Below are 22,177 nucleotides of genomic sequence, written 5' to 3'. Positions count from 1 at the left end.
CGTTTAAAATAAATCCTTAAATTCGCAATCACAAATAACAAAAGAATAAATCGGAAGATGAGTTTCGGAATTGTAGACTTCATTTTTCGATAGTTAATACTAAAAACAAAAAAAATGAAATACGACGTTATTGTTTTAGGAAGTGGTCCTGGAGGATATGTAACAGCGATTAGAGCTTCTCAATTAGGCTTTAAAGTAGCTGTAGTAGAAAAAGAAAATCTTGGTGGAGTTTGCCTTAACTGGGGATGTATTCCAACAAAAGCACTTTTAAAATCTGCTCAGGTTTTTGATTATTTAAAACACGCTTCTGACTACGGATTGAAAGTTTCTGAATTCGATAAAGATTTCCCAGCTGTTATTCAACGTAGCCGTGGTGTTGCAGAAGGAATGAGCAAAGGAGTTCAGTTCTTAATGAAAAAAAACAAAATTGACGTTATCGAAGGTTTTGGTAAACTAAAACCAGGAAAAAAACTTGACGTTACAGATAAAGATAATAAAGTTACAGAATATAGCGCTGATCACATTATCATCGCTACTGGTGCTCGCTCTCGTGAGTTACCAAACTTACCACAAGACGGTGTAAAAGTAATTGGATACCGTCAGGCAATGACATTGCCAACTCAACCAAAATCTATGATTATTGTTGGTTCTGGAGCAATTGGAGTTGAGTTCGCTCACTTCTACAACTCAATGGGAACTGATGTTACTATCGTAGAATTTATGCCAAACGTAGTTCCTGTAGAAGATGAAGATATCTCAAAACAATTTGAGCGTTCTTTGAAAAAATCTGGAATTAAAGTAATGACTAACTCTTCAGTTGAGCGTATTGACACAACTGGTGCTGGAGTTAAAGCTTTCGTTAAAACAGCAAAAGGAGAAGAAGTTTTAGAAGCTGACATCGTACTTTCTGCAGTTGGAATTAAAACAAACATTGAAAATATCGGATTAGAAGAAGTTGGTATCGCTGTTGATAGAGATAAAATCTTAGTAAACGCTTACAACGCAACTAATATTCCAGGATACTATGCAATTGGAGACGTTACTCCAGGTCAAGCTTTAGCACACGTAGCTTCTGCTGAAGGTATCAACTGTGTTGAAAAAATCAAAGGTTTACACGTTGACCCAATCGATTACGGAAACGTTCCTGGTTGTACTTATGCTACTCCAGAAATCGCTTCTGTTGGTTTAACTGAAAAACAAGCAAAAGAAAAAGGTTACGAATTAAAAATTGGTAAATTCCCATTCTCAGCTTCTGGAAAAGCAAAAGCTGCTGGAAATGCTGACGGATTCGTAAAAGTAATCTTCGATGCAAAATACGGAGAATGGTTAGGATGCCACATGATTGGTGCTGGTGTTACAGATATGATTGCTGAAGCAGTTGTAGCTCGTAAACTAGAAACTACTGGTCACGAAATCCTTAAATCTATCCACCCTCACCCAACAATGAGCGAGGCTGTTATGGAAGCTGTAGCTGACGCTTACGGCGAAGTAATCCACTTGTAAAAATATACCGTTTTACGGTTATATATAATTTTTCAATTTATAAAAATCCGATTTACGAAAGTAGATCGGATTTTTTTATTTCTATCATTTACATCTCTCCATTTTTGTTTCAAAAGATCTTCGTTTTAAGGTTAACAAAACTTAAAAAAATCAAAAAGATAAAATAACGGCTTTATTTAAAGTAATAAAAAGATTACTTTTATAATTCATATAAAATGTATTCTAATGGAAGAAACAAAAATATTCTACGCCGACGGAGAAAATCCAAAAATGATCGAAGCTTACAGAAAAGCTCAAGAAACCTTTAAATACTTCTGGAGAGAATTATCTTGGGAATACAGACGCATAATTCCGGGATTGGATGTTGCTTGCGTAAAACTAGCTTTTACTCAGGAAATAGACGGAGAAACTGTTGTTGAACATATGTGGATTAATGATGTAAACTTTGATGGTGAAAACATTTACGGAATCTTAGTAAACGATCCAGACGAATTAACAAACGTAAATAATGGAGATGAAATAGCAATTCCAGTCAATCAAATCAGTGATTGGTTATTTGCTATCAATGGTAAAACTTACGGAGCTTTTACAATTCAGGCGATGCGTTCTGAAATGAGCGATGAAGAAAGAGAATCTCATGATGAAGCTTGGGGATTAGATTTTGGTGATTTCAATGACATTCTAGTGGTTAATGAACAAAAAGAAAATCCAGAAAACCTGATCGAACATCCGATGAGCAAAAACATGAAAGAAAGTCTTATTGAATTTCTAAAAAACAATCCTGAAGAAATTTCAGGGAAAGATGATTTAGGCTATACATTTCTACACCGCGAAGCAATTGCTGGAAATAGGAGTTCTGTTGAAATTATAGTAGAATCTGGTGCCGATTTGAAAGCAAAGAATCAATTTGGCAAAACCGCCTTAGATTATGCAAAAGAATTAAAATGGGATCATTTACTTCCCTTACTACAATAAAAAATCAAAGAATCCGATTTGCCAAGGTAAATCGGATTTTTTACTGGATTCTATGAGAAATAAAATTGATTTTTAATAACATTTTCGAGATAAATTTTTAATAATAAAGCAGTAGTTTTGCACCGCCCAAAACATATCTGCCATGAAAAAAATAATTTGCTTTTTATCTTTAGTTCTTTTTTTACCGCAACTTTTTTTTGCACAAACAAAGACCGAAACCCAAAACATCTTTGCAAAATCTTATGATTATGTAAATGATTTTGAACACATTCTTACACCAAAACAAGTCAAAGATCTCAATGATTTTTTAAAAGCAAGTGAAGCCAAAACCAAATCTAAAATCCTTATTGTTAGTGCGGCATCTGTAAGTCCGTACAGTGATTTAAACGAATATTCTAGACATCTAGACAATTATTTATTTTCTAAACTAAAAATTGATACCGCTGTGCTAATTGTAATTAGCAAACAGCTGAGACAGATTCAGTTTCAAGGAGTTGCTAAGATAGGCGCTAAAATTACTGATCCAGAATTAAAGGAGATTATTTCGACTTATGTAATTCCTGAATTGAAAAAAGGAGATTATTTTAAAGGTCTTCAAGCAGGCACGCTTCAATTAGTAAAAAAAATAGAATAACAAACACAATCCGATTTGCTCCAACAAATCGGATTTTTTTATGCTTCGAATTCAATTTTATCCAATAAAAACAATATCTTGTATAAGTTTTAAACTACAAATCTATCGAAATGAATTTAGATGAATATAAAAAAGCTTTTTCAGAAGACGACGCTGTTGGCTGGTTAGAAATTGATAAAGAATTTGATCAATTGTATCCTGGTCAAGAACCTAAACATTTTGCACCAGCAATTAGTTATATGCTTGGCGGAGAACATCCGCTTGACGGAGTAAGCTATTACGAAAGTAAAAATCAGGAAGACCATTATCATTTTGTCACTTACGGTTTTTCTGAATTGTATTATAATGAAGAAAAAGTAGAAGGCGAATTCAGCAAATGGGGATTCGAACTTACTTTCAGATTAAAACCTTTTGAAGCAGATAACGGAAACCCAAGTTGGGCTGTGGCTCTTTTACAAAACATTGCCAAATATGTTTTTAGCAGCGGTAATTGGTTTGAAGAATTTCATTATATGCCTGCAAACGGACCAATTAGACTGGATACCGAAACTGAGATTACGGCTTTAGTTTTTGTAAATGATCCTGAAGTTAAGAAAAAACAAACACCTCATGGAGAAGTTTCCTTTTTGCAAATTGTAGGTATAACATCTGAAGAATACGAAAACATTAAAGAAAATCCAGAGACAGTTGAGGCTTTAGTTAACAAATTAAAAGAGCATAATCCTTTATTAATTACCGATTTAAATCGAAAAAGCTAAATATCAAATGATTGATTATAATAACAAAATTTTCAAACCTGTAAGTAATACCGAAAACGGAGAAACTTCCAACGAAACGGTCTTTCATTACAAACAAGAAGGAAATATTTTAACCTCTGAATATTCTGGCGGAAAAATCATTAAAGGACATTTAATTGGCTTAGTTGATAAAATGGGAAATATCGAAATGAGATATCATCAAATAAACGAAAAAGGTGAATTAATGACAGGCTTTTGCAGTTCGAAACCTGAGATTTTATCAGATGGAAAAATAAGGCTTCAAGAAACCTGGCAATGGACTTCTGGAGATTTATCAAAAGGAAATTCAGTGCTTCAAGAACAATAATCAATATAAACTCGGTTAAACAATGAAAAAAAATCTGTTACTTTTTCTCCTTTTTACAAGTCTGTCGTACGCACAAACTAAAAAAGAAATTCTAGTTGGCGAATGGGAAGGAACTGATATGCATGGAACAAAAAATAAAATGATTTTTACTTCAGATAATTTTATTTCGATGACGATTAATGGCGAATTTATCGATGGGAAAAATTTTATAATCAGAGGTGGAAAAAATGACGGAAAAAAAGCGTTATTGAAATATGAAATTGACGAATCTAAAGTTCCAGTAACGTTAGATGCTATTGCAATTGCCATAGAAAAAGGTAAAGAAGTTGAAAAAGGTAGAATACTAGCTATACTAGATTTTAAAAGTAATAATGAAATCAGAATCAATCTTGGCTTAAACGGCACCAGAGCTACCGAATTTAATGAAGCGAACGAGGATAGCACAATTTTGTTAAAAAGGATTTAAATCTAAAAATGCATGTTAAGCATAGTCGAATTTAGAAATCAGGATTTAAAAGCGCTACAAAATATTTTCTTAGAAGAAAGAAAAAGAACTTTTACATGGCAAGATATTTCTCAATTTGAATTAGAAGATTTTATCAAACAAACTCAGGGTGAATATATTCTCACGGCATTTTGGAATGATATTCCAGTTGGTTTTATTTCGATTTGGATGCCTAATAATTTTATTCATCATTTGTATGTAGATTATAATTATCAAGGAAAAAATGTTGGTTCTGAATTATTGAAAGCGGCGATTTCGAAAACTAATTTTCCGCTGACTCTAAAATGTCTGGAAAACAATAAAAAAGCGATTGATTTTTATATTAAAAAAGGATTTATTGAAAAAGAAAAAGGACATTCTAGCAACGGAATTTATATATTATTTGAGTTAACAAAAGAGGTAAAATAATTAAATACGGAAACTATGAATCAGGAAATTCAAAATTACAACGATTCGCAAAGTTTAGAAGACAAAGAAATCTGCAATCTTCTTTATTCTATTATAAATAAAAATTTAGCTCAAGCCGAAAGCAAAATCTGGCACGCGCATCCGGTTTGGTTTCTAGACGGAAACCCGATTGTAGGATATAGCAAACTAAAGGGCTCAGTAAGATTACTTTTTTGGAGCGGACAATCTTTTGATGAAGAACAATTGCAAAATGAAGGTTCTTTTAAAGCTGCGGAAATGCGTTATACCCAAAGTGATCAGATCAACGAAGAGGATGTAAAACGCTGGCTCGAAAAAGCAAAAACAATTCAATGGGATTATAAAAATATTGTAAAAAGAAAAGGAGTTCTAATTCGATTAATGACCAAACCATATTAACCAAAAACCACAATGAAATTATTTCAATTATTTGCCTTTATTTTAATAACATCAACAAGCATTTCACAAACAAAAATGAAACCAGTAGAAGACCTTATAGATCTAAATGATTCTGGATGGAAATCGGTAAAAGAATGGAGCAAATCTGCTCAAAATAAAGTAGAAATACTTCCTGCCGATCCGCAAAAAGCTAAAAACGCTTTGTATAATACGCAAGTAACAACAGCATCGCCAATGGGTGCTATCATTTACAGAACAGGTGGAATTTTAATCGATAACGGTTGGATTCGAATTTTGGGTTCTGGAAGCGCCAAACTTAATCGAAGTCTTCCTGATTGGAACAAAGGAAAATCTTTTAAAGAATTTGGAGAAACGCCATCTTTTCTTTTAATCGCAGACGATGCTCTGGGCGGATTCTATTTATTAAATGGCGGTGCGCTCGGAACAGATTTGGGCAACATTTATTATTTTGCTCCAGATAATTTAGAGTACGAACCTCTCGACATTACATATTCTCAGTTTTTAGAATTCTGTTTTAATAATGATTTAGATAAATATTACTCGGGAAGCCGTTGGGAAAACTGGAAAAAAGAAGTTGCTACTTTAAAAGGCGATCAAGTTTTTAATTTTTATCCGTTTTTATGGACAGAAGAAGGAAGCGACATTAATAAAGTTGAAAGAAAAGCTATTCCTGTTGAAGAACAATATAATCTTAATTTAGATTTGAGAAAACAATTGGGTCATCAATAAAAAATTCCCAACTCATAAATAGTAAAAATGATACAAGAAGAAAACCCAGAAAAATCAGTTTTTGAAGAAATTCCAACCGAGAAAATCTATTCTAAAACAGCCGTAAGCGCCGGAACTTTCTTTGGAGGTCCATTCGTTGCCGGATATTGCATTGCAGAAAATTTTAAAGCTTTTAATGATTTCGAAAAAGCCAGAAACACCTATATCATTACAGTGGTTTCTACTATCTTAATCACTATAATTGCTTTTAATATACCTGAGAATTTTCCAAGTGTCGTTTTTCCTGCAGTTTATGCATTTATTACTTCTTTTATAATTCAGACTTACCAAGAAAAAGATATTGAAAAACATGTCAATAATGGAGGTGAATTTTTTAACGGATGGCGAGTTTTTCTTATTTCTATTATAAGCGTGGTTATTTTGTTAGCTATAATTTATGCTATAGCCTATTTATTACCGCAATTATAAATTATTAAAAAAGATGATTTTTCAAAAAGTAAAAGTTTATCATTTATTCTGGATTACAGCTCTAATTATTTTATTAATAGGAATCTGCATTTCAGAAGACACCCTAGACGTTAATATTCACGATACCTATTTTGTAATACGTTACTTTGAAATTTCGATTGTTCTATTTACCCTCTATTTTCTAATGGGACTTGGTTATTGGATTGTTCAAAAAATCTTTAAAAAACAACTCATACATCCCCTAACCGTTATTCATTCCTTTATTTTAATTGGAAGCTTTTTAATTTATTGGGGCATTTTTCTTTATAACAAACTTTTTAGAGATAATGATTTTCCTTTATTTGACAATTATTTACTAATAAATCTGGTGTTAACTTCAGAAATTTTCGTTATACTTTTTATTGCCTCACCAATTTATATTGCAAATTTTATGATTGCATTCTTAAAAAAAGAAAAAGCATAAATTGTCTGAAATGCACCTCAAAATAGTCTTTTAAACACCTCAACTATTTGATTTTTAGATTGTAATTTTACTTTACTAATTTCTAAATCAATCAAAATGAGTGCACAAGATTTTACCACAACCCTACTCGTTAATCAATCACCGGAAGAAGTTTTTAAAGCCATACAAAATGTTCGTGGCTGGTGGTCGGAAGAAATTGAAGGAAAAACAGCAAATAAAGGTGACGAGTTTAAATATCATTATGAAGATGTACATCGTTGTAAAATAAAGTTAATTGAAGTAATTCAGAATCAGAAAATCGTTTGGCTGATTGAAGAAAATTATTTCAGCTTTACTAAAGATGATACCGAATGGACGAACACAACTGCTGTTTTTGATATTTCAAAACAAGAAAACAAAACCCAACTTACTTTTACACATGTTGGTTTGGTTCCAGAATACGAATGCTTTGAAGTTTGTAAATCGGGTTGGACCAATTACATTCAAAACAGCTTAAGAAAACTGATTGAAACGGGAAAAGGCGAACCCAATGCAACTGGAAAACCACAAACAGAAACCGAAAGAAAGCTTTCTGAAAAATAATAGTTTTCTTCATTAATATTATTTTAGGCTAAGTCAATCAGAGATTTGGCTACATCTATTTGCTTGATGCTGCGCAACTTTGTATCATCAAAAAAATAGTATTATGAAAATTATCATTACAGGTTCTTTGGGGAACATCAGCAAACCTTTAGCGAAAGCTTTAATCAAAAATGGACATCAAATTACTGTAATTGCAAGTAGCAATGACAGAAAATCTGAAATTGAAAATCTGGGTGCTTCTGCAGCAATTGGTTCTGTAAACGATGTTGTTTTTTTAACTGAGACTTTTACAGGTGCAGATGCCGTATATTGCATGATTCCTCGTGCAAATTATTTTGATCCGAATCTTGATTTAGACGCATTTACACGAACAATTGGAAATAATTATGCCGAAGCCATCACAAAATCTGGCGTAAAACGTGTGGTGTTTTTAAGCAGTGTTGGCGCGCATTTAGAAAGCAATTCTGGAATTATTCAGCGTTATAACGAAATTGAGGCGGTTCTGAACAAACTTTCAGATGTGTCAATCACCTTTATGCGTCCAACTTCTTTTTATTACAATTTACTGGCTTATATTCCGCAGATTAAAAATAAAGGTTTTATTGCCACAAATTATGGTGCTGACGAATTGATTCCGTGGGTTTCTCCAAACGATATTGCAGAAGCAATTGCCGAAGAGCTTACAACTCCGCTTGACGGAAAAAAAATACGTTATGTGGCAAGCGAAGAACTTTCTGGACATCAAACGGCAAAAATTTTAGGTGAAGCAATTGGAATTCCGGATTTAAAATGGAATTTGATTAGTGACGAAGAAACCTTAAACGGACTTATTTCTGTTGGAATGCAACCCAAAATTGCAAAAGGTTTGGTAGAAATGTACGCTGGGCTTTACAACGGTTTATTGGCAGAAGATTACTATCAAAATCGTCCGGCAGTTTTAGGAAAAACAAAATTGGCAGATTACGCAAAAGAATTTGCTGCTATTTTCAATCAAAATTAATCTATTGGCTTCATTATTTTAACACATAGGGACATAGTCTTTTGATGCTTTAAAAAAGGCGTTTCACTAATTTAAATGCATATAGTTTAACTATGTTTGGAAACTTGTTTCTTTTGATCTCTTTTTCCACACAATCGCAACGCTTCAATACTATGTTTCTATGTGTTAAATTATTATTTTTTTTAATTACAACAAAAAGCTAAAATTAAGTAACTTGTACTATGGCAAATCAGCAACCTCTTCGATTTAAAAGCATCAGCGAATTTCATGATTTTCGAGATTTGCCAAAACCCGAACATCCTTTGGTGAGCGTTTACAATTTTGAAGATCTAAAATATTTAAATAGCGAAGAACCCAAAAGTTTAATGCTCGATTTTTATTCAATTGCGTTAAAAAGAAATGCCAATGCTAAAATGCGTTATGGCCAGCAGGAATACGATTTTAAAGAAGGGGTTTTGATTTTTCTTTCGCCTGGACAAGTATTTTCTATTGAAGGAAATTCCGAAATGCAGCACACAGGATGGTCTTTGTTGATTCATCCTGATTTTCTTTGGAATACGCCGCTTGCGCAAAAAATCAAACAATATGATTATTTTGGTTATGCAGTCAATGAGGCATTGCATCTTTCTGATAAAGAAGAAAATATGCTAATTGACATTATCAAAAATATTCAGCAGGAATATCAGTCTAATATTGATAAATTCAGCCAAGACGTTATTATTGCCCAAATTGAATTGTTTTTAACTTATGCCGAACGATTTTACAACCGGCAATTTATTACCAGAAAAATTAGCAGTCACCAGATTTTAGCACGTTTAGAAAAACTATTGGAAGATTATTTTACTGATGATTCTATAAAACAAAAAGGACTTCCGACGGTACAATTTATTGCCGAAAACTTAAATGTTTCTCCAAACTATTTAAGCGGATTACTGAAAACACATACTGGCCAAAGCACACAACAGCATATTCACAACAAACTGATTGAAAAAGCAAAAGAAAAACTTTCAACCACCAATTTATCGATTAGCGAAATCGCATTTGATCTTGGTTTTGAGCATCAGCAGTCGTTTAGTAAATTGTTTAAAACCAAAACCAATAGTTCTCCGCTAGAATTCAGACAATCTTTTAACTAATTGCTTTATTTTTCATAAATTCGTTACATAAAAAACGAAAATTATGAATCCATTTTTAAGAAATACTTTGGCCGTAATTGCCGGTCTTATAATCGGAAGTGTTGTCAATATGAGTATCCTTTTAATCAGCGGTTCTATAATTCCGGCTCCAAATGGCACAGACGTTAGCACAACCGAAGGACTAAAAGCTGCAATGCCTCTTTTTGAGCCAAAGCATTTTCTATTTCCCTTTTTAGCACACGCTATTGGAACATTTGCTGGCGCACTCACAACAGCTTTAATCGCCTTTAAGCACAAAACAAAATTAGCTTTCGGAATTGCAGCCTTCTTTTTATTTGGTGGCATTGTGACTATTTTCACTTTACCTTCTCCGATCTGGTTCAATTTTGTTGATTTGATTTTTGCATATATACCTACAGCTTATTTGGCTTCTAAAATTGCTGTAAAAAAGAAAATCTAAAATGAACACTTCTCCTAGTATAAAACCAGCAAAAAAATGTTACGAGCATTTAGGAGGAAAACTTGGCGAACTGCTTTTAGAAAACTTTATCGAGAAAAAATGGATTGCCAAAAAAGATCCTTCTGACAAGCATTTTTATATTACAGAATTAGGCGAAAAAGAGTTTTCTAAACTTGGTATTGATTTCTCAGAAATCAAATCGGAAGTCCTTTAATTTTATAAATTTCTTTGCTTTTTCTACAAATATTATAGCGCTTTATTTCATAACTTAGTTTGTTTTTAAATTTTGAATTATGACTAAGAAAGAAATCGCAAAAAACTTCCTGACATTGGCAGCAAAAGGACACTCTCACGAAGCTTTTCGATTATATGTTGGGAAGAATTTCAAGCATCATAACACGCACTTTAAAGGTGATGCCGAGACTTTGATGCTAGCTATGGAAGAGTCTGCCAGAACAAACCCGAATAAGGTTTTTAAAATTCATCATCTTTTGAGAGATGGAGATTTAGTTGCTGTACATTCGCATCTCAAACAAACTCCATCTGATATTGGTTTTGCTGTTGTTCACATCTTAAAATTCGAATCAGAAAAAATCGTAGAACTTTGGGATTTAGGACAGCCTATTCCGAAAAATAATATTAATGAAAATGGAATGTTTTAGATTAATTGTTAATGATTAATTGTTAATGATTAATTATAAAATGAGAATAAAAACTAGACCTATAAACTAAAAATAAAAACTATCAACTAATCAATGAACTCAATTTTTAAATTTTCTTCTTTTTTATCCTTATTACTAATTTTTTCCAGCTGTCAATCTTCCGCGCAAAAAAAAGATGATTATAAAAAAAGCATTGATAGTTTAGTTCAAAATACGAATCCTACATTTAATGGTGTTGTTTTGGTTTCGCAAAACGGAAAAACATTGTATTCTAAGGTTAAAGGCTATTCAAATTTCGAAACAAAAAAACCTTTAAAGATCGATACACAATTTGAAATTATGTCCAATAGCAAATTAATTGCTGCCGTTTTACTTTTACTAGAAGTCGAAAAAGGAAAAGTGGATCTGAATGCTCCAATTAAAAAGTACCTTCCTGAATTAAAACAAACTTGGGCAGATTCTGTAACGGTTCATCAGCTTTTAAATCATTCGCACGGAATTGTCGATTTACAAAAACCACTAATTTTTAAACCTGGAACCGATTTTAAATATGGAAATCTAAGTTTTAATCTTGTTGGAAAAATTGTAGAATTCAGTTCTAAAAAAAGTTATAGAGAAGTTGCCGAATCACTTTTTAAGAAATTAAAAATGAATCATACTTTTTGTTATTCAAAAGATAAAGAGCAAAATCTGGCAACGGGTTATTACAATATAAACAATCAGTTTAAACCCGATACATCAAGACAAATTAATGATGAAACTTTAGGTGGAGATGGCATAATTTCTACCGTTTCAGATTTAGCAATCTGGAATAATAATCTTCATAAAGGAAAAATATTAAAACCAGAATCCTATAAATTGTTAACCAAAAACACAATTCTATCACAACATAATTTCTTCGGAAAAGAAAAAGACGGTTATGGTTACGGCATTCGAGTTATAGAAAAAGAACTTTATAAATATCTTGGACACACAGGCTTAGGAGATGGATTTTCTTCTGTAAATTTGTATTTTCCGGAAAGCGATATAAGTTTAATAGTTTTAGAAAATCAGATGCCAGAAGATTCTAAATTGTTTTATGCCTCTGAATTTAAAATCAAAAACATCTTATTCAAAAGTGATTTATTAAATAAAAAATAACTCCAAATGGCAAAAAATAAAACTACCGAAACCGAAAGCAGCGTTGTTGATTTTATAAATGCTGTTGAAGATGACAAAAAGAAAAATGATGCTTTTGAACTTCTAAAAATAATCCAAGAAACAACTGGTTTCGAACCCAAAATGTGGGGACCAAGTATTATTGGTTTTGGAAGTTATCATTACAAATATGAAAGCGGTCACGAAGGCGACGCTCCATTAGCTGGTTTTTCGCCAAGAAAAGCTGCTACAACGGTTTATTTTTATTTGCCTGAAAAAGAAAGAGAAGAACTTTTACCCAAGCTCGGAAAACATACTTCTTCTAAAGCTTGTATTTATATTAAAAAACTAACTGATATTGATATTGAAATCTTAAAAAACATAATTTCACTTTCTATTGAATACACTCAAAAACTATATCCCTCAAAGTGAAAATACATGAACAAGCTATTTTTTTCAATTGCAATTGTGAGAACATCGCAAAATGAAATAGATGGTTTCATTTTGGAATGCATATTTGCATTAATTTTAATTACAGTTTTTATTTTGTGTCTTTACAATCGAAAAAAAGTTTATACATACATTATACAAAGGGATACTTATAATAATCTCGCTAATATTAGATTGTATCTTGGTTTACTTTTATTAATAACGGTATCTATTGTATTTATTTATCAATTTTTCAGCAAAATTTTTTCAAAAATATTCTAACAATAAAATTTTTCATTCTCAATAAAATGATCACATTCATAATTCTTATAATCCTAATAGCTTTCGCAGTTTACAGATTTCTTCAACATCCAAAATTTGGAAAAGCGCCTTCTGGAGAAAGACTGAATGTAATTCAGCATTCGCCTCAATATAAAAACGGAAAATTCGAAAATCAAAGTCTTACGCCAGATCTTGCCGAAGGAGAAAGTATGGCTGGAGTTTTACTTGAATTTTTCTTCAAAAAAGTAGAAAGAAAAACTCCTACAGATTTAATTCCGTCGATTAAAACCAATTTACACGAACTTCCAATTGATCAAGATGTTTTAATTTGGTTTGGACATTCGTCTTATTTTATTCAGCTTGAAGGGAAACGATTTTTAATTGATCCTGTTTTTAGCGGAAATGCCTCCCCTATTCCCGGAACAACAAAATCTTTTAAAGGTTCAGATATTTATACTGTTGATGATATTCCAGAAATCGATTATTTGCTGATTACCCACGATCATTATGATCATTTGGATTATGATACAATTCTGAAATTAAAACCTAAAGTAAAAAAAATAATTACGGCTCTCGGCGTTGGTTCGCATTTTGAATTTTGGGGATTTCCATCAAACAATATTATCGAAAAAGACTGGTACAGTACCATTCAATTAGATGAAAATCTCGTTCTTCATACTACTCCATCCAGACATTTTTCGGGAAGAAGTTTCAAAAGGTGCAATACGCTTTGGACTTCTTTTGTTTTAGAAACTAAAGATTTTAAAATGTATTTAGGCGGCGACAGCGGTTACGACAAACATTTTGCAGAAATTGGTGAAAAATATGGCCCTTTTGATATAGCATTACTTGACAACGGACAATACAATCAAAAATGGAAATATATTCATAATATGCCAGAAGATGTCATAAAAGCCATGAAAGATTTGAAAGCAAAAAGAGTTTTTCCCGTTCATTCTTCTAAGTTTGCTTTGTCGCTTCATTCTTGGGACGAACCTTTAAAGAAAGTTACTGAACTGAATAATTTAAGTGAAAATCCTATTCCGCTAATTACGCCAATGATTGGAGAAAAAGTGGAATTGAAAAATGAAAAACAAGAATTTAAACAATGGTGGCTTAACCTGAGATAATTGATAATTGATAATTGATAATTGATAATTGATAATTGATAATTGATAATTGTTAATTGTTAATTGTTAATTGCAATGTCACCCTGAGCGAAGTCGAAGGGCGCTCCAATTAACACTCGGGCTTCGACTTCGCTCAGCCTGACAATGAAACCAATACCTGAAGCTTCAAAGTCGAAACTTGAAACTTGAAACTTGAAACTTGAAACTTCAAACCTGAAACCTGAAAACCAATGAAACCAAAAATATACTATCTAGCAATTGCCTTTGTAATAACAATAAACCTATTTTCTCAAAATACTTATGTTTTTTTGGGTTCTTATAATCGTGATAAAACAGCAGAAGCTATTCAGGTTTATCAATTGGATACTTTAAGCGGGAAATTGACCAAATTTACTTCAGTTAAAAACATTGTAAATCCTTCTTATCTAACGGTTTCACCAAACGGAAAATATATTTATGCCTGCACAGACACCAAAACTCCAAATGCAGGAAGTATAAGCAGTTTTGAATTTAATCCAACAGCAAAAACACTTACTTTTTTAAATAGTCAAAGAAGCGGTGGCGAAAATCCTGTTTATGTTTCGGTTCATAAAAGCGGAAAGTGGATTGCAAATGCGAATTATACAGAAGGAAGCGTTTCTGTTTTTCCAATTTTAGAAAATGGCAAAATCGACTCGATTGCACAGAATTTTCAGTATATGGACGGAAGTGTCAATAAAGAAAGACAAACGAGATCGCACGTGCATTCGTCTGTATTTTCTCCGAATTGCGATTATTTGTTTTTACCTGATTTAGGTGCTGACAAAATTCGCTGTTATGCTTTTAATGAAAATCAGAAAAAACCTTTAGTTGAAACTAAAAACCCTTTCACCAAAACTGATTTAGAAGCTGGACCAAGGCATTTTACTTTTCATCCAAATCAAAAATGGGCATATTGTATTGAAGAAATGGCTGGGCAAATAAGTGTCTACAGTTATGACAATGGTGTTTTAAATAAAATCCAGCGCATTGCAACGCATCCTGATAAAATAAAAGACGGTTTTGAAAGCTCTGATATTCACATTTCGCCAGATGGAAAATTTCTCTATGCTACCAATCGAGGTAAAGAAAACAACATTGCTATTTTTTCAATTGATGAAAATGGACTTCTAAAAAACATTGGTTATCAATCGACTTTAGGAAAACATCCACGTGTTTTTGCCATTGATGAAAGCGGTAAATTTTTAGTGGCTTCTAATGTTCAAACTGGAAATGTAATCGTATTTAAAAGAAATTCGAAAACGGGGTTATTAAAGAAAGTTGGAAAAGAAATTAAAATGCAGGATGTCTCTTGTGTTCAGATTAAAAGGATTTGATATTTATTTCAAAAAACTAATTCAAAAAAAATAAAAAAATGACAACACCATATTTCAATTTACAGCCTAATAATTTAGAAGATAATGTTATAAAACTTATTCCTTTAGAAGAACAACATTTTGAAGGATTGTTTGAAGCTGCTTCAGATCCTTTGATTTGGGAACAGCATCCATCAAAAGACAGAAGCAATAGAGAAGGTTTTAGAACATTCTTCGATGCTGGACTAGAATCTAAAGGCGCTTTTTTAATTTTAGACAAACAAACCAACGAAATTATTGGAACAACTCGTTATTACGATTACAAACCAGAAAATTCAAGTATTGCAATTGGATATACTTTTTTAGCAAGAAAATTTTGGGGCGGACCTTATAATAAATCATGCAAAAAATTATTGATTGATTATGCCTTTCAGCATGTAAATTCGGTACTCTTTCATGTCGGAGCAGAAAATTTCCGTTCGCAAAAAGCGGTTCTAAAACTTGGAGCAGAAAAAGCAAGAGATATGATTATTACCGCAAATGGCGTAGATATGCCTTATTTTGAATATGAATTAAAGAAAAAAGAATAAATGAGAAAAGAAATAATAAAGAAGAAAGATTCTCTTGCATCTTTCTTCTTGAATCTTTTCCCTTTCTCAAAAAATAAAAAAAATGAAAAGAATAACAGTCTTCTGTGCCTCTAGTTTTGGTACAGAAAAAATATATGAAGAACAAGCTACTGCTTTAGGAAAAACTTTGGCAGAACAAAACATAGAATTGGTTTACGGCGGTGCAAATGTAGGTTTAATGGGCGCTGTTCCGGATGGCGCATTAAATGCTGGAGGAAAAGTAATTGGTGTGCTTCCGAACTTTTTACGATCTAAAGAAATTGCCCATTTGGGTTTAACCGAATTAATTGTCGTAGAAAGCATGCACGAACGCAAAACCAAAATGAATGATTTATGCGATGGTGTAATTGCGCTTCCTGGCGGTTTTGGGACTCTAGAAGAACTTTTTGAAATGTTGACTTGGGCGCAATTGGGACTTCATAAAAAACCAATCGCAATCTTAAATGTAAATGGTTTTTACGATTCGCTAATTGAATTGCTTCAAACAATGACAACAAAAGGTTTGTTAAAAGAAGTAAATAGAGAAATGCTTTTGGTTAGCGACAACATTGATGATTTATTACATCAAATGAGAAATTATACTGCTCCTACAGTTGGTAAATGGATTGATAAAAAAGAGGTTTAACAATAAAAAAGACACAAAGTTTACTTGTAATTTGATACATTCGCAATCCAATTAACTAACCAAAAAACATGAAAAAAATTACCTTTTTATTATTTGCCTTTTCTTTAATTACTTTTAAAACAATTGCACAAGAATCTAAATTTAAACTCGGAATACAAGGCGGTTTAAATTATTCAAGTTTTAGAGGCTATGATTCTTATGCAGACGAAAATCCAGGTTTTGCTTATGTGTTCGGAATTTCTTTACAACATCAAATTCAAGAAAACTTATCTATAAAAGCCGATTTGAATTATGAAAGGAAAACACAAAACTTTAAAGGTACAGTAGAAGTATTAAATCCAGAAGTTCCAACAGGACCAATGGAAGGCAATTATCGTTTTAAAACTACAGCTTATTTAAATTATATTGTGCTTCCGATTATGCTGAAATATAATTTTTCTGCAGATAAAAGTTTTTATGTAAATGGCGGACCATATTTGGGTTATTTATTGAAATCGGGCATAAAATCTAAATCCAATATTCCGGGCGTAATAAATGCAGACGATGAAGATACGGACCGTAAAAAATCTTTAGATTTTGGACTTTCAGCAGGAATTGGAAAAGAATTCAAATTAGATTCTAATCATCTGATTTACGTCGAAATAAGAGAAAATCTTGGACTTCAAAATATTTCTAAAACAGAAGTAATAAACGATGGCACGATAAAAACCAATTCATTAAATTTATTAGTCGGATTTACATTTAATTAAATTTTGACACTTTTACTGCAACTATTTCATAAATTAGAGGTCGCAAGAAAAAATTGAAGTTTACGTTGTAAACCAACTTCTTACATCTAACTCATAACTTCTAACCTCAAAAAAATGAAAACAGAAAACAACAAATTTGCAAGAGCCGAAATGCTAATTCGAAAACCTGTTTCAGAGGTTTTTCAGGCTTTTTTGGATCCACAGATTACTAGTAAATTTTGGTTTACAAAAGGATCTGGAAAACTAGAAGAAAACCAAAAAACAGAATGGACTTGGGAAATGTATGGTTTTTCACTTTCGGTAAGAACAGTGGTTCTTCAGGAAAATAAAAAGATTGTAATTGAATGGGGAAATCCAGATGAAATTACATTGGTAGAATGGGTTTTTAATCCGTTAAATGAACATGAGACTTTTGTTAGTATAACAAACTCAGGTTTTCATGGTGATACAGATAAAATAATCGATCAGGTGCGAAACTCTACTGAAGGTTTTACTTTGGTTTTGGCTGGAGCAAAAGCGTATTTAGAGCATAATTTACAGCTAAATTTGGTTTTAGATCGTTTTCCTAAAGGATTAGCGTAATGTTTATTTAAACGCAAAGGTTTTTAACGCAAAGACCGCAAAGATTTACGCAAAGTGCGCGAAGTTTTTTTGAGAATCATTAAAATGAAAAGTTCGCAAAGCTTTGTTTGGGTAAAACTTTTAGAAATAAAAATTATATGGACAAATCCTTTATAGACAAAGCTTTGCGAACTTAATAAAGATTCTGCTTAGGCTCACTTAAAAGATTTAACTGAAAAGGTTTTTAACGCAAAGCCCGCAAAGGTTTTACGCAAAGTGTGCGAAGTTTTTTTTTTGAGAATCATTAAAAATGAAAAGTTCGCAAAGCTTTGTTTAGATAAAACTTTTAGAAATAAAAATTATATGGACAAATCCTTTATAGACAAAGCCTTGCGAACTTAATAAAGATTCTGCTTAGGCTCGCTTAAAAGATTTAACTGAAAAGGTTTTTAACGCAAAGCCCGCAAAGGTTTTACGCAAAGTGCGCGAAGTTTTTTTGAGAATCATTAAAATGAAAAGTTCGCAAAGCTTTGTTTAGGTAAAACTTTTAGAAATAAAAATTATATGGACAAATCCTTTACAGACAAAGCTTTGCGAACTTAATAAAGATTCTGCTTAGGCCCGAAATTAAAAAAACTTAGCGCACTTTGCGTTAAAAAAAACGTCCTGCTTATAAAAACCTAAAACCTGAAACCTGAAACTTGAAACTTGAAACAAAAACCATGGAAACAAAGAAACCCGAAAATATCGATGAATACATTGGCGGATTTCCGAATGATGTTCAGGAAATTTTAGAGAAAGTGAGAATGACGATTCAGAAGGCGGCGCCAGATGCAAAAGAAAAAATCAGTTATTCGATGCCCGCTTTTGAACAAAATGGAATTGTAGTTTACTTCGCTGCCTACAAAAACCATATCGGATTGTACGCATTGCCAACTGGACATGAAGCTTTTGCAGCGGAACTTTCTAAATATAAATCAGGAAAAGGTTCTGTTCAATTTCCATTGAAAGAAAAAATGCCTTACGATTTGATTACAAAAATTGTAAAATTTAGAGTGAAAGAAAATTTGGAAAAAGTAAAAAAGAAATAGCTTAAATTTGAAGTATTGCTGACCACAAAACTCATATTCAATGAAAAAATTAAACCTTCTATTTATCGTTTCTATTTTTCTCGTAAGTAATTTGAGTTTCGCCCAGAATGAATCAGCAATAGAAAAAGAAATTCTAGAACTACACAAACCAACTAAAAAAATTCGGGATTCAATTGTTGCTTTGCAAAAAGGAATTGTTCCAAAAATAGAAACCGAAACAGATTCCATTGTAAAAAACCAATTAATACTTCGTCTGGATGATTTAGAAAATGCAAAAGATCAAAATGACATTAACGAATTAAAGCTTGATTTTGTTTTCGCTAAAAGTCACCCAAACTCATTTCGTTCTTTACAATTAATTCGAATTCATGTTAATCGTTTTATTGGAATGAATTTCTATGACACTTTTGTAGACGTTTTCAACAATTTTTCGCCCGAAATAAAAAACTCTGAAAAAGGACTTGAAATGGCAGAAAAATTGAAATATTTCAAACAAAGTAAAGTCGGAAGTCAAGCACCTGAATTTTCTTTAAAAGATATTAACGACAAAACTATTTCGCTAGATGAATTTAAAGGCAAACAATACGTTTTAATAGATTTTTGGGCAAGCTGGTGTGGACCGTGTCGCGAAGAATTGCCATACATTAAAGAATTGTATCAAAAATACCATCAGCAAGGTTTTGAAATAATTAGCGTTGCAAAAGATGACAAACCAGATCTTTGGAAAAAAGCTATAGCAAAAGAAAAAATAGAAATGTGGAGACACATTTTTACCTCAGAAGATACTAAAAGTATACTCACAGATTACTTTGTACAAGGAATTCCACACAAAGTTCTAATTGACAAAAATGGCATTATTATTGGGAAATGGAAAGGCAGTGGAGAAAACAACAAACACGATCTACAAAAGCAATTAAAATCTATTTTTGAAGCCGAATAATATATTTCTAATGAATAATCTAACCGAACACTACAACCAACTTTATAAAACTTCTGCTGAAACAATCTCAGCAGGAAAATACTCAATAGATTTAGAACTTAAGAATGAATCTGATTCTCGTTTCGGAATTACGTTACTCATACGTCCAAATGAAGAAATAAAAGCCAATATTCAGCATTTTATCAAAGAATTAAAAAAAGTAGAGCCGGAACAGTATTTTTACCCAGATTCAGACATTCACGTTACGGTTATGTCTATTATTTCGTGTTCTACAGCTTTCACTTTAGATCAGATTTCACCAAAAGAATACATTGAAATTATTTGCAGAAGTTTGGTAGATGTTGAGAAAATTAAAATTCATTATAAAGGTGTAACTGCTTCTCCATCTGCGTTAATGATTCAAGGATTTCCAAGTGATGAAACATTGAATAATTTACGAAATAAACTTAGAGAAAATTTCAAAAAATCAGGATTACAGCAAAGTATGGACAGCCGTTATTCTATCTTTACGGCACATTCTACTATAATGCGTTTTCAGGAACAGCTTCAAAATCCGAAAAAACTAATTGAAACTGCTGAAAAATTTCGTGATTATGATTTCGGAGAATTTGAGGTAAAAAATTTAGAATTGGTTTATAATGATTGGTATCAGCGTAAAGAAACAACAAGAGTTTTGGGAGATTTTGGACTGAGGTAATTTTTTTCTGCCACGAATTCACGAATTAATGCATTTCCATCTTATTAACTTTAATTATATATCACTCGAATCTTGTCAAAAATCAGATAATTTATTTGAACTTCCCAAAATGCCATAAAACTCCAGACGGATCGTGTAGGAAACATTCGCTTCCCCAATCTAAATATCGTATCGGAGTTAATTTTGCTCCTTCAAATTTTTCTGGAAGATTTAGAGCTAAAAGTTTACTATAATAACTTTCTACATCTTCAACTTCTACAAAAATCATGGTATTGTCAATCCAGTCTTTAACGTAAGCATCTTGCAGATAAAAGGCGATTTCATTAGCTTTAAAAACAGACATTTTTGCATCTAAAACCGTTTCTTCAAAACCTAAATGACTGTAGAAACTTCTTGAAATTTCGAAATTTTTAGAACCAATAAATGGTCTGATTGATTTTATATTCTTTTCCATTTTAGTTTAATTTTCAATTTAAAAATCTATGTTATCCAATTGACAAAACCAATTGGGCTGACAATCTGTAATGACGCAACCACCTTGTTTAGATGTTACTTTTTCATCTTCTTCTTTAGAAATTATTTTGCCATTTTTATCCGTGAGATTACCGTTCTTGTCTCTATATTTAATTTTCATAGTAAATCCATAAACAATTGGAATTACTTTATCATTCTTCTTACAGACAGGACAGATGTTTCCTTTACCTTCGCTGTATGGACAAACTGAAGCATAGGGAATTTCAATATGTTTAATTTCATTTTCTTTTAAACATAAATTATAAATAATATTGGTTAGATATGTTCTCGGTGAAATAAAAATTCTTAAAGTGTCAGTTCCTAAATTATTAAAAACAAAACTTAAATCATGATTTACTTTTACACTATCAATTCTTTTTCCTGCTTTTAATATTACAAATGTATTTTCAGATACACTTTTGTAATTTTCAACATCTTTTAAAATCAATTTCCCTGTTAGTTTTCCATTTTGAGAAAATCCAATAAGCGACATAAAAAGAAGAAACAAAAGTATATTAATCCTCATTGTTAAAGAATTACAAGTTTATATCATTATAAAAGATTAGAAACCATTTGTTATTTATTAGTTTAAACTGTCTTTCCACTTCAAAACCACTATCTGGAATCCAAAATTTCTCAGTAACTAAAGAATCTGTTTTTACTACTGAATGTTCATATTCTCCTATTTCCGTTCCTTCTGCTACGGGAATAACCTGAAATTGCCAGTTCTTTCTTGTCCACTCGTGTTGTTCAAAACCAGAAATATGTTTCCCTTCAATCGGAAAATCTACTCTTGAAACTTGGAATAAAGAATCTGCATGAAATTTTTTGTTGAAATCTTCAAAGTTTTCGGATTGTATTTTAGTTTTTACTAAATCCTTTTCGGCACTATCTTTCTGAGATTTCACATTCGCTTTGTCTTTATTTCCATTACAAGAAATCAAGACCAAAACAATTAAAATGACGATCTGCTTAGAAAATTTGATGTTCATT

General features: G+C 31.9%; 31 protein-coding genes. 28 read left to right on the top strand and 3 right to left on the bottom strand.

What is annotated here, in order from left to right; all coding sequences use genetic code 11:
* Window positions 1-114 precede the first annotated feature (114 nt).
* The 28 genes from lpdA to HNP35_RS09970 all read left to right on the top strand — a co-directional run bounded on the left by lpdA (window position 115) and on the right by HNP35_RS09970 (window position 20,671).
* Window positions 115-1,503 carry a dihydrolipoyl dehydrogenase gene (lpdA, locus tag HNP35_RS10105; RefSeq protein WP_184161006.1) on the top strand — a complete coding sequence of 463 codons (1,389 nt, stop codon included), beginning with the start codon at window positions 115-117 and terminating at the stop codon, window positions 1,501-1,503.
* A gap of 225 nt (window positions 1,504-1,728) precedes the next feature.
* Complete coding sequence (locus HNP35_RS10100; protein ID WP_184161003.1) at window positions 1,729-2,478, top strand: DUF2314 domain-containing protein; 750 nt, start codon at window positions 1,729-1,731, stop codon at window positions 2,476-2,478.
* A 142-nt stretch (window positions 2,479-2,620) separates the two neighbouring features.
* Complete coding sequence (locus HNP35_RS10095; protein WP_184161000.1) at window positions 2,621-3,112, top strand: TPM domain-containing protein; 492 nt, start codon at window positions 2,621-2,623, stop codon at window positions 3,110-3,112.
* Between the two features lie 110 nt (window positions 3,113-3,222).
* Complete coding sequence (locus tag HNP35_RS10090) at window positions 3,223-3,870, top strand: suppressor of fused domain protein (RefSeq protein ID WP_184160997.1); 648 nt, start codon at window positions 3,223-3,225, stop codon at window positions 3,868-3,870.
* Between the two features lie 7 nt (window positions 3,871-3,877).
* Window positions 3,878-4,216 carry a n-acetylglutamate synthase gene (locus tag HNP35_RS10085; RefSeq protein ID WP_184160995.1) on the top strand — a complete coding sequence of 113 codons (339 nt, stop codon included), beginning with the start codon at window positions 3,878-3,880 and terminating at the stop codon, window positions 4,214-4,216.
* A 22-nt stretch (window positions 4,217-4,238) separates the two neighbouring features.
* Window positions 4,239-4,682 carry a hypothetical protein gene (locus HNP35_RS10080; protein ID WP_184160992.1) on the top strand — a complete coding sequence of 148 codons (444 nt, stop codon included), beginning with the start codon at window positions 4,239-4,241 and terminating at the stop codon, window positions 4,680-4,682.
* 12 nt (window positions 4,683-4,694) lie between these two features.
* Window positions 4,695-5,129: a GNAT family N-acetyltransferase gene (locus tag HNP35_RS10075; protein ID WP_184160989.1), complete on the top strand. Its 435-nt coding sequence runs from the start codon at window positions 4,695-4,697 to the stop codon at window positions 5,127-5,129.
* Window positions 5,130-5,144: 15 nt separating this feature from the next.
* Window positions 5,145-5,546 carry a DUF1801 domain-containing protein gene (locus HNP35_RS10070; protein WP_184160986.1) on the top strand — a complete coding sequence of 134 codons (402 nt, stop codon included), beginning with the start codon at window positions 5,145-5,147 and terminating at the stop codon, window positions 5,544-5,546.
* 12 nt (window positions 5,547-5,558) lie between these two features.
* A complete protein-coding gene (locus tag HNP35_RS10065; RefSeq protein ID WP_184160985.1) occupies window positions 5,559-6,296 on the top strand; it encodes a DUF2625 domain-containing protein in 738 nt (245 codons plus the stop codon).
* Between the two features lie 27 nt (window positions 6,297-6,323).
* On the top strand, window positions 6,324-6,764 hold the full coding sequence (locus tag HNP35_RS10060) for a hypothetical protein (RefSeq protein WP_184160982.1): 441 nt from the start codon (window positions 6,324-6,326) through the stop codon (window positions 6,762-6,764).
* A gap of 13 nt (window positions 6,765-6,777) precedes the next feature.
* Window positions 6,778-7,227: a hypothetical protein gene (locus tag HNP35_RS10055; RefSeq protein WP_184160979.1), complete on the top strand. Its 450-nt coding sequence runs from the start codon at window positions 6,778-6,780 to the stop codon at window positions 7,225-7,227.
* Window positions 7,228-7,323: 96 nt separating this feature from the next.
* Window positions 7,324-7,809, top strand: a complete 486-nt coding sequence (locus HNP35_RS10050; RefSeq protein ID WP_184160976.1) for an SRPBCC family protein — start codon at window positions 7,324-7,326, stop codon at window positions 7,807-7,809.
* Between the two features lie 103 nt (window positions 7,810-7,912).
* Entirely contained in the window at window positions 7,913-8,809 is an 897-nt protein-coding gene (locus tag HNP35_RS10045; protein WP_184160973.1) for an SDR family oxidoreductase, read from the top strand.
* A 221-nt stretch (window positions 8,810-9,030) separates the two neighbouring features.
* On the top strand, window positions 9,031-9,945 hold the full coding sequence (locus tag HNP35_RS10040) for a helix-turn-helix domain-containing protein (RefSeq protein WP_184160970.1): 915 nt from the start codon (window positions 9,031-9,033) through the stop codon (window positions 9,943-9,945).
* A 43-nt stretch (window positions 9,946-9,988) separates the two neighbouring features.
* Complete coding sequence (locus tag HNP35_RS10035; protein ID WP_184160967.1) at window positions 9,989-10,405, top strand: hypothetical protein; 417 nt, start codon at window positions 9,989-9,991, stop codon at window positions 10,403-10,405.
* Between the two features lies 1 nt (window position 10,406).
* Complete coding sequence (locus tag HNP35_RS10030) at window positions 10,407-10,619, top strand: ArsR family transcriptional regulator (RefSeq protein WP_184160964.1); 213 nt, start codon at window positions 10,407-10,409, stop codon at window positions 10,617-10,619.
* A gap of 79 nt (window positions 10,620-10,698) precedes the next feature.
* Complete coding sequence (locus HNP35_RS10025) at window positions 10,699-11,067, top strand: nuclear transport factor 2 family protein (protein WP_184160961.1); 369 nt, start codon at window positions 10,699-10,701, stop codon at window positions 11,065-11,067.
* 93 nt (window positions 11,068-11,160) lie between these two features.
* Window positions 11,161-12,207 carry a serine hydrolase domain-containing protein gene (locus HNP35_RS10020; protein WP_184160956.1) on the top strand — a complete coding sequence of 349 codons (1,047 nt, stop codon included), beginning with the start codon at window positions 11,161-11,163 and terminating at the stop codon, window positions 12,205-12,207.
* Between the two features lie 6 nt (window positions 12,208-12,213).
* Window positions 12,214-12,636, top strand: a complete 423-nt coding sequence (locus HNP35_RS10015) for a DUF1801 domain-containing protein (RefSeq protein WP_184160953.1) — start codon at window positions 12,214-12,216, stop codon at window positions 12,634-12,636.
* Between the two features lie 305 nt (window positions 12,637-12,941).
* Entirely contained in the window at window positions 12,942-14,045 is a 1,104-nt protein-coding gene (locus tag HNP35_RS10010; RefSeq protein ID WP_184160950.1) for an MBL fold metallo-hydrolase, read from the top strand.
* A gap of 230 nt (window positions 14,046-14,275) precedes the next feature.
* Complete coding sequence (locus tag HNP35_RS10005; RefSeq protein WP_184160947.1) at window positions 14,276-15,400, top strand: lactonase family protein; 1,125 nt, start codon at window positions 14,276-14,278, stop codon at window positions 15,398-15,400.
* Window positions 15,401-15,438: 38 nt separating this feature from the next.
* Window positions 15,439-15,969, top strand: a complete 531-nt coding sequence (locus tag HNP35_RS10000; protein WP_184160944.1) for a GNAT family N-acetyltransferase — start codon at window positions 15,439-15,441, stop codon at window positions 15,967-15,969.
* 82 nt (window positions 15,970-16,051) lie between these two features.
* Window positions 16,052-16,633: a TIGR00730 family Rossman fold protein gene (locus HNP35_RS09995; RefSeq protein ID WP_184160941.1), complete on the top strand. Its 582-nt coding sequence runs from the start codon at window positions 16,052-16,054 to the stop codon at window positions 16,631-16,633.
* Between the two features lie 68 nt (window positions 16,634-16,701).
* A complete protein-coding gene (locus tag HNP35_RS09990) occupies window positions 16,702-17,382 on the top strand; it encodes a porin family protein (RefSeq protein WP_184160938.1) in 681 nt (226 codons plus the stop codon).
* 114 nt (window positions 17,383-17,496) lie between these two features.
* The gene (locus HNP35_RS09985; protein WP_184160935.1) at window positions 17,497-17,964 is read left to right on the top strand and encodes an SRPBCC family protein; all 468 of its coding nucleotides are present in this window, start codon (window positions 17,497-17,499) and stop codon (window positions 17,962-17,964) included.
* A 701-nt stretch (window positions 17,965-18,665) separates the two neighbouring features.
* Window positions 18,666-19,034 (top strand): iron chaperone, encoded by a 369-nt coding sequence (locus tag HNP35_RS09980; RefSeq protein WP_184160932.1) that lies wholly within the window; start codon window positions 18,666-18,668, stop codon window positions 19,032-19,034.
* Window positions 19,035-19,074: 40 nt separating this feature from the next.
* Complete coding sequence (locus tag HNP35_RS09975) at window positions 19,075-19,974, top strand: TlpA family protein disulfide reductase (RefSeq protein WP_184160929.1); 900 nt, start codon at window positions 19,075-19,077, stop codon at window positions 19,972-19,974.
* Window positions 19,975-19,984: 10 nt separating this feature from the next.
* On the top strand, window positions 19,985-20,671 hold the full coding sequence (locus tag HNP35_RS09970; protein ID WP_184160926.1) for a 2'-5' RNA ligase family protein: 687 nt from the start codon (window positions 19,985-19,987) through the stop codon (window positions 20,669-20,671).
* 91 nt (window positions 20,672-20,762) lie between these two features.
* Here HNP35_RS09970 and HNP35_RS09965 read toward each other — a convergent pair whose 3' ends face one another.
* The 3 genes from HNP35_RS09965 to HNP35_RS09955 are packed head-to-tail and all read right to left on the bottom strand — an operon-like array spanning window position 20,763 to window position 22,176.
* On the bottom strand, window positions 20,763-21,125 hold the full coding sequence (locus HNP35_RS09965) for a glyoxalase (RefSeq protein ID WP_184160923.1): 363 nt from the start codon (window positions 21,123-21,125) through the stop codon (window positions 20,763-20,765).
* An 18-nt stretch (window positions 21,126-21,143) separates the two neighbouring features.
* Window positions 21,144-21,710, bottom strand: coding sequence for a hypothetical protein (locus HNP35_RS09960; protein WP_184160920.1), 567 nt, complete (start codon window positions 21,708-21,710; stop codon window positions 21,144-21,146).
* 10 nt (window positions 21,711-21,720) lie between these two features.
* Entirely contained in the window at window positions 21,721-22,176 is a 456-nt protein-coding gene (locus HNP35_RS09955; RefSeq protein ID WP_184160917.1) for a hypothetical protein, read from the bottom strand.
* Window position 22,177: the final 1 nt, after the last annotated feature.

This window comes from Flavobacterium notoginsengisoli, assembly GCF_014207905.1.
GTDB classification, from domain to species: Bacteria; Bacteroidota; Bacteroidia; order Flavobacteriales; family Flavobacteriaceae; genus Flavobacterium; species Flavobacterium notoginsengisoli_A.
Note: the sequence above shows the minus strand (reverse complement) of the source record. Positions and strands in the feature narration are given on the sequence as shown.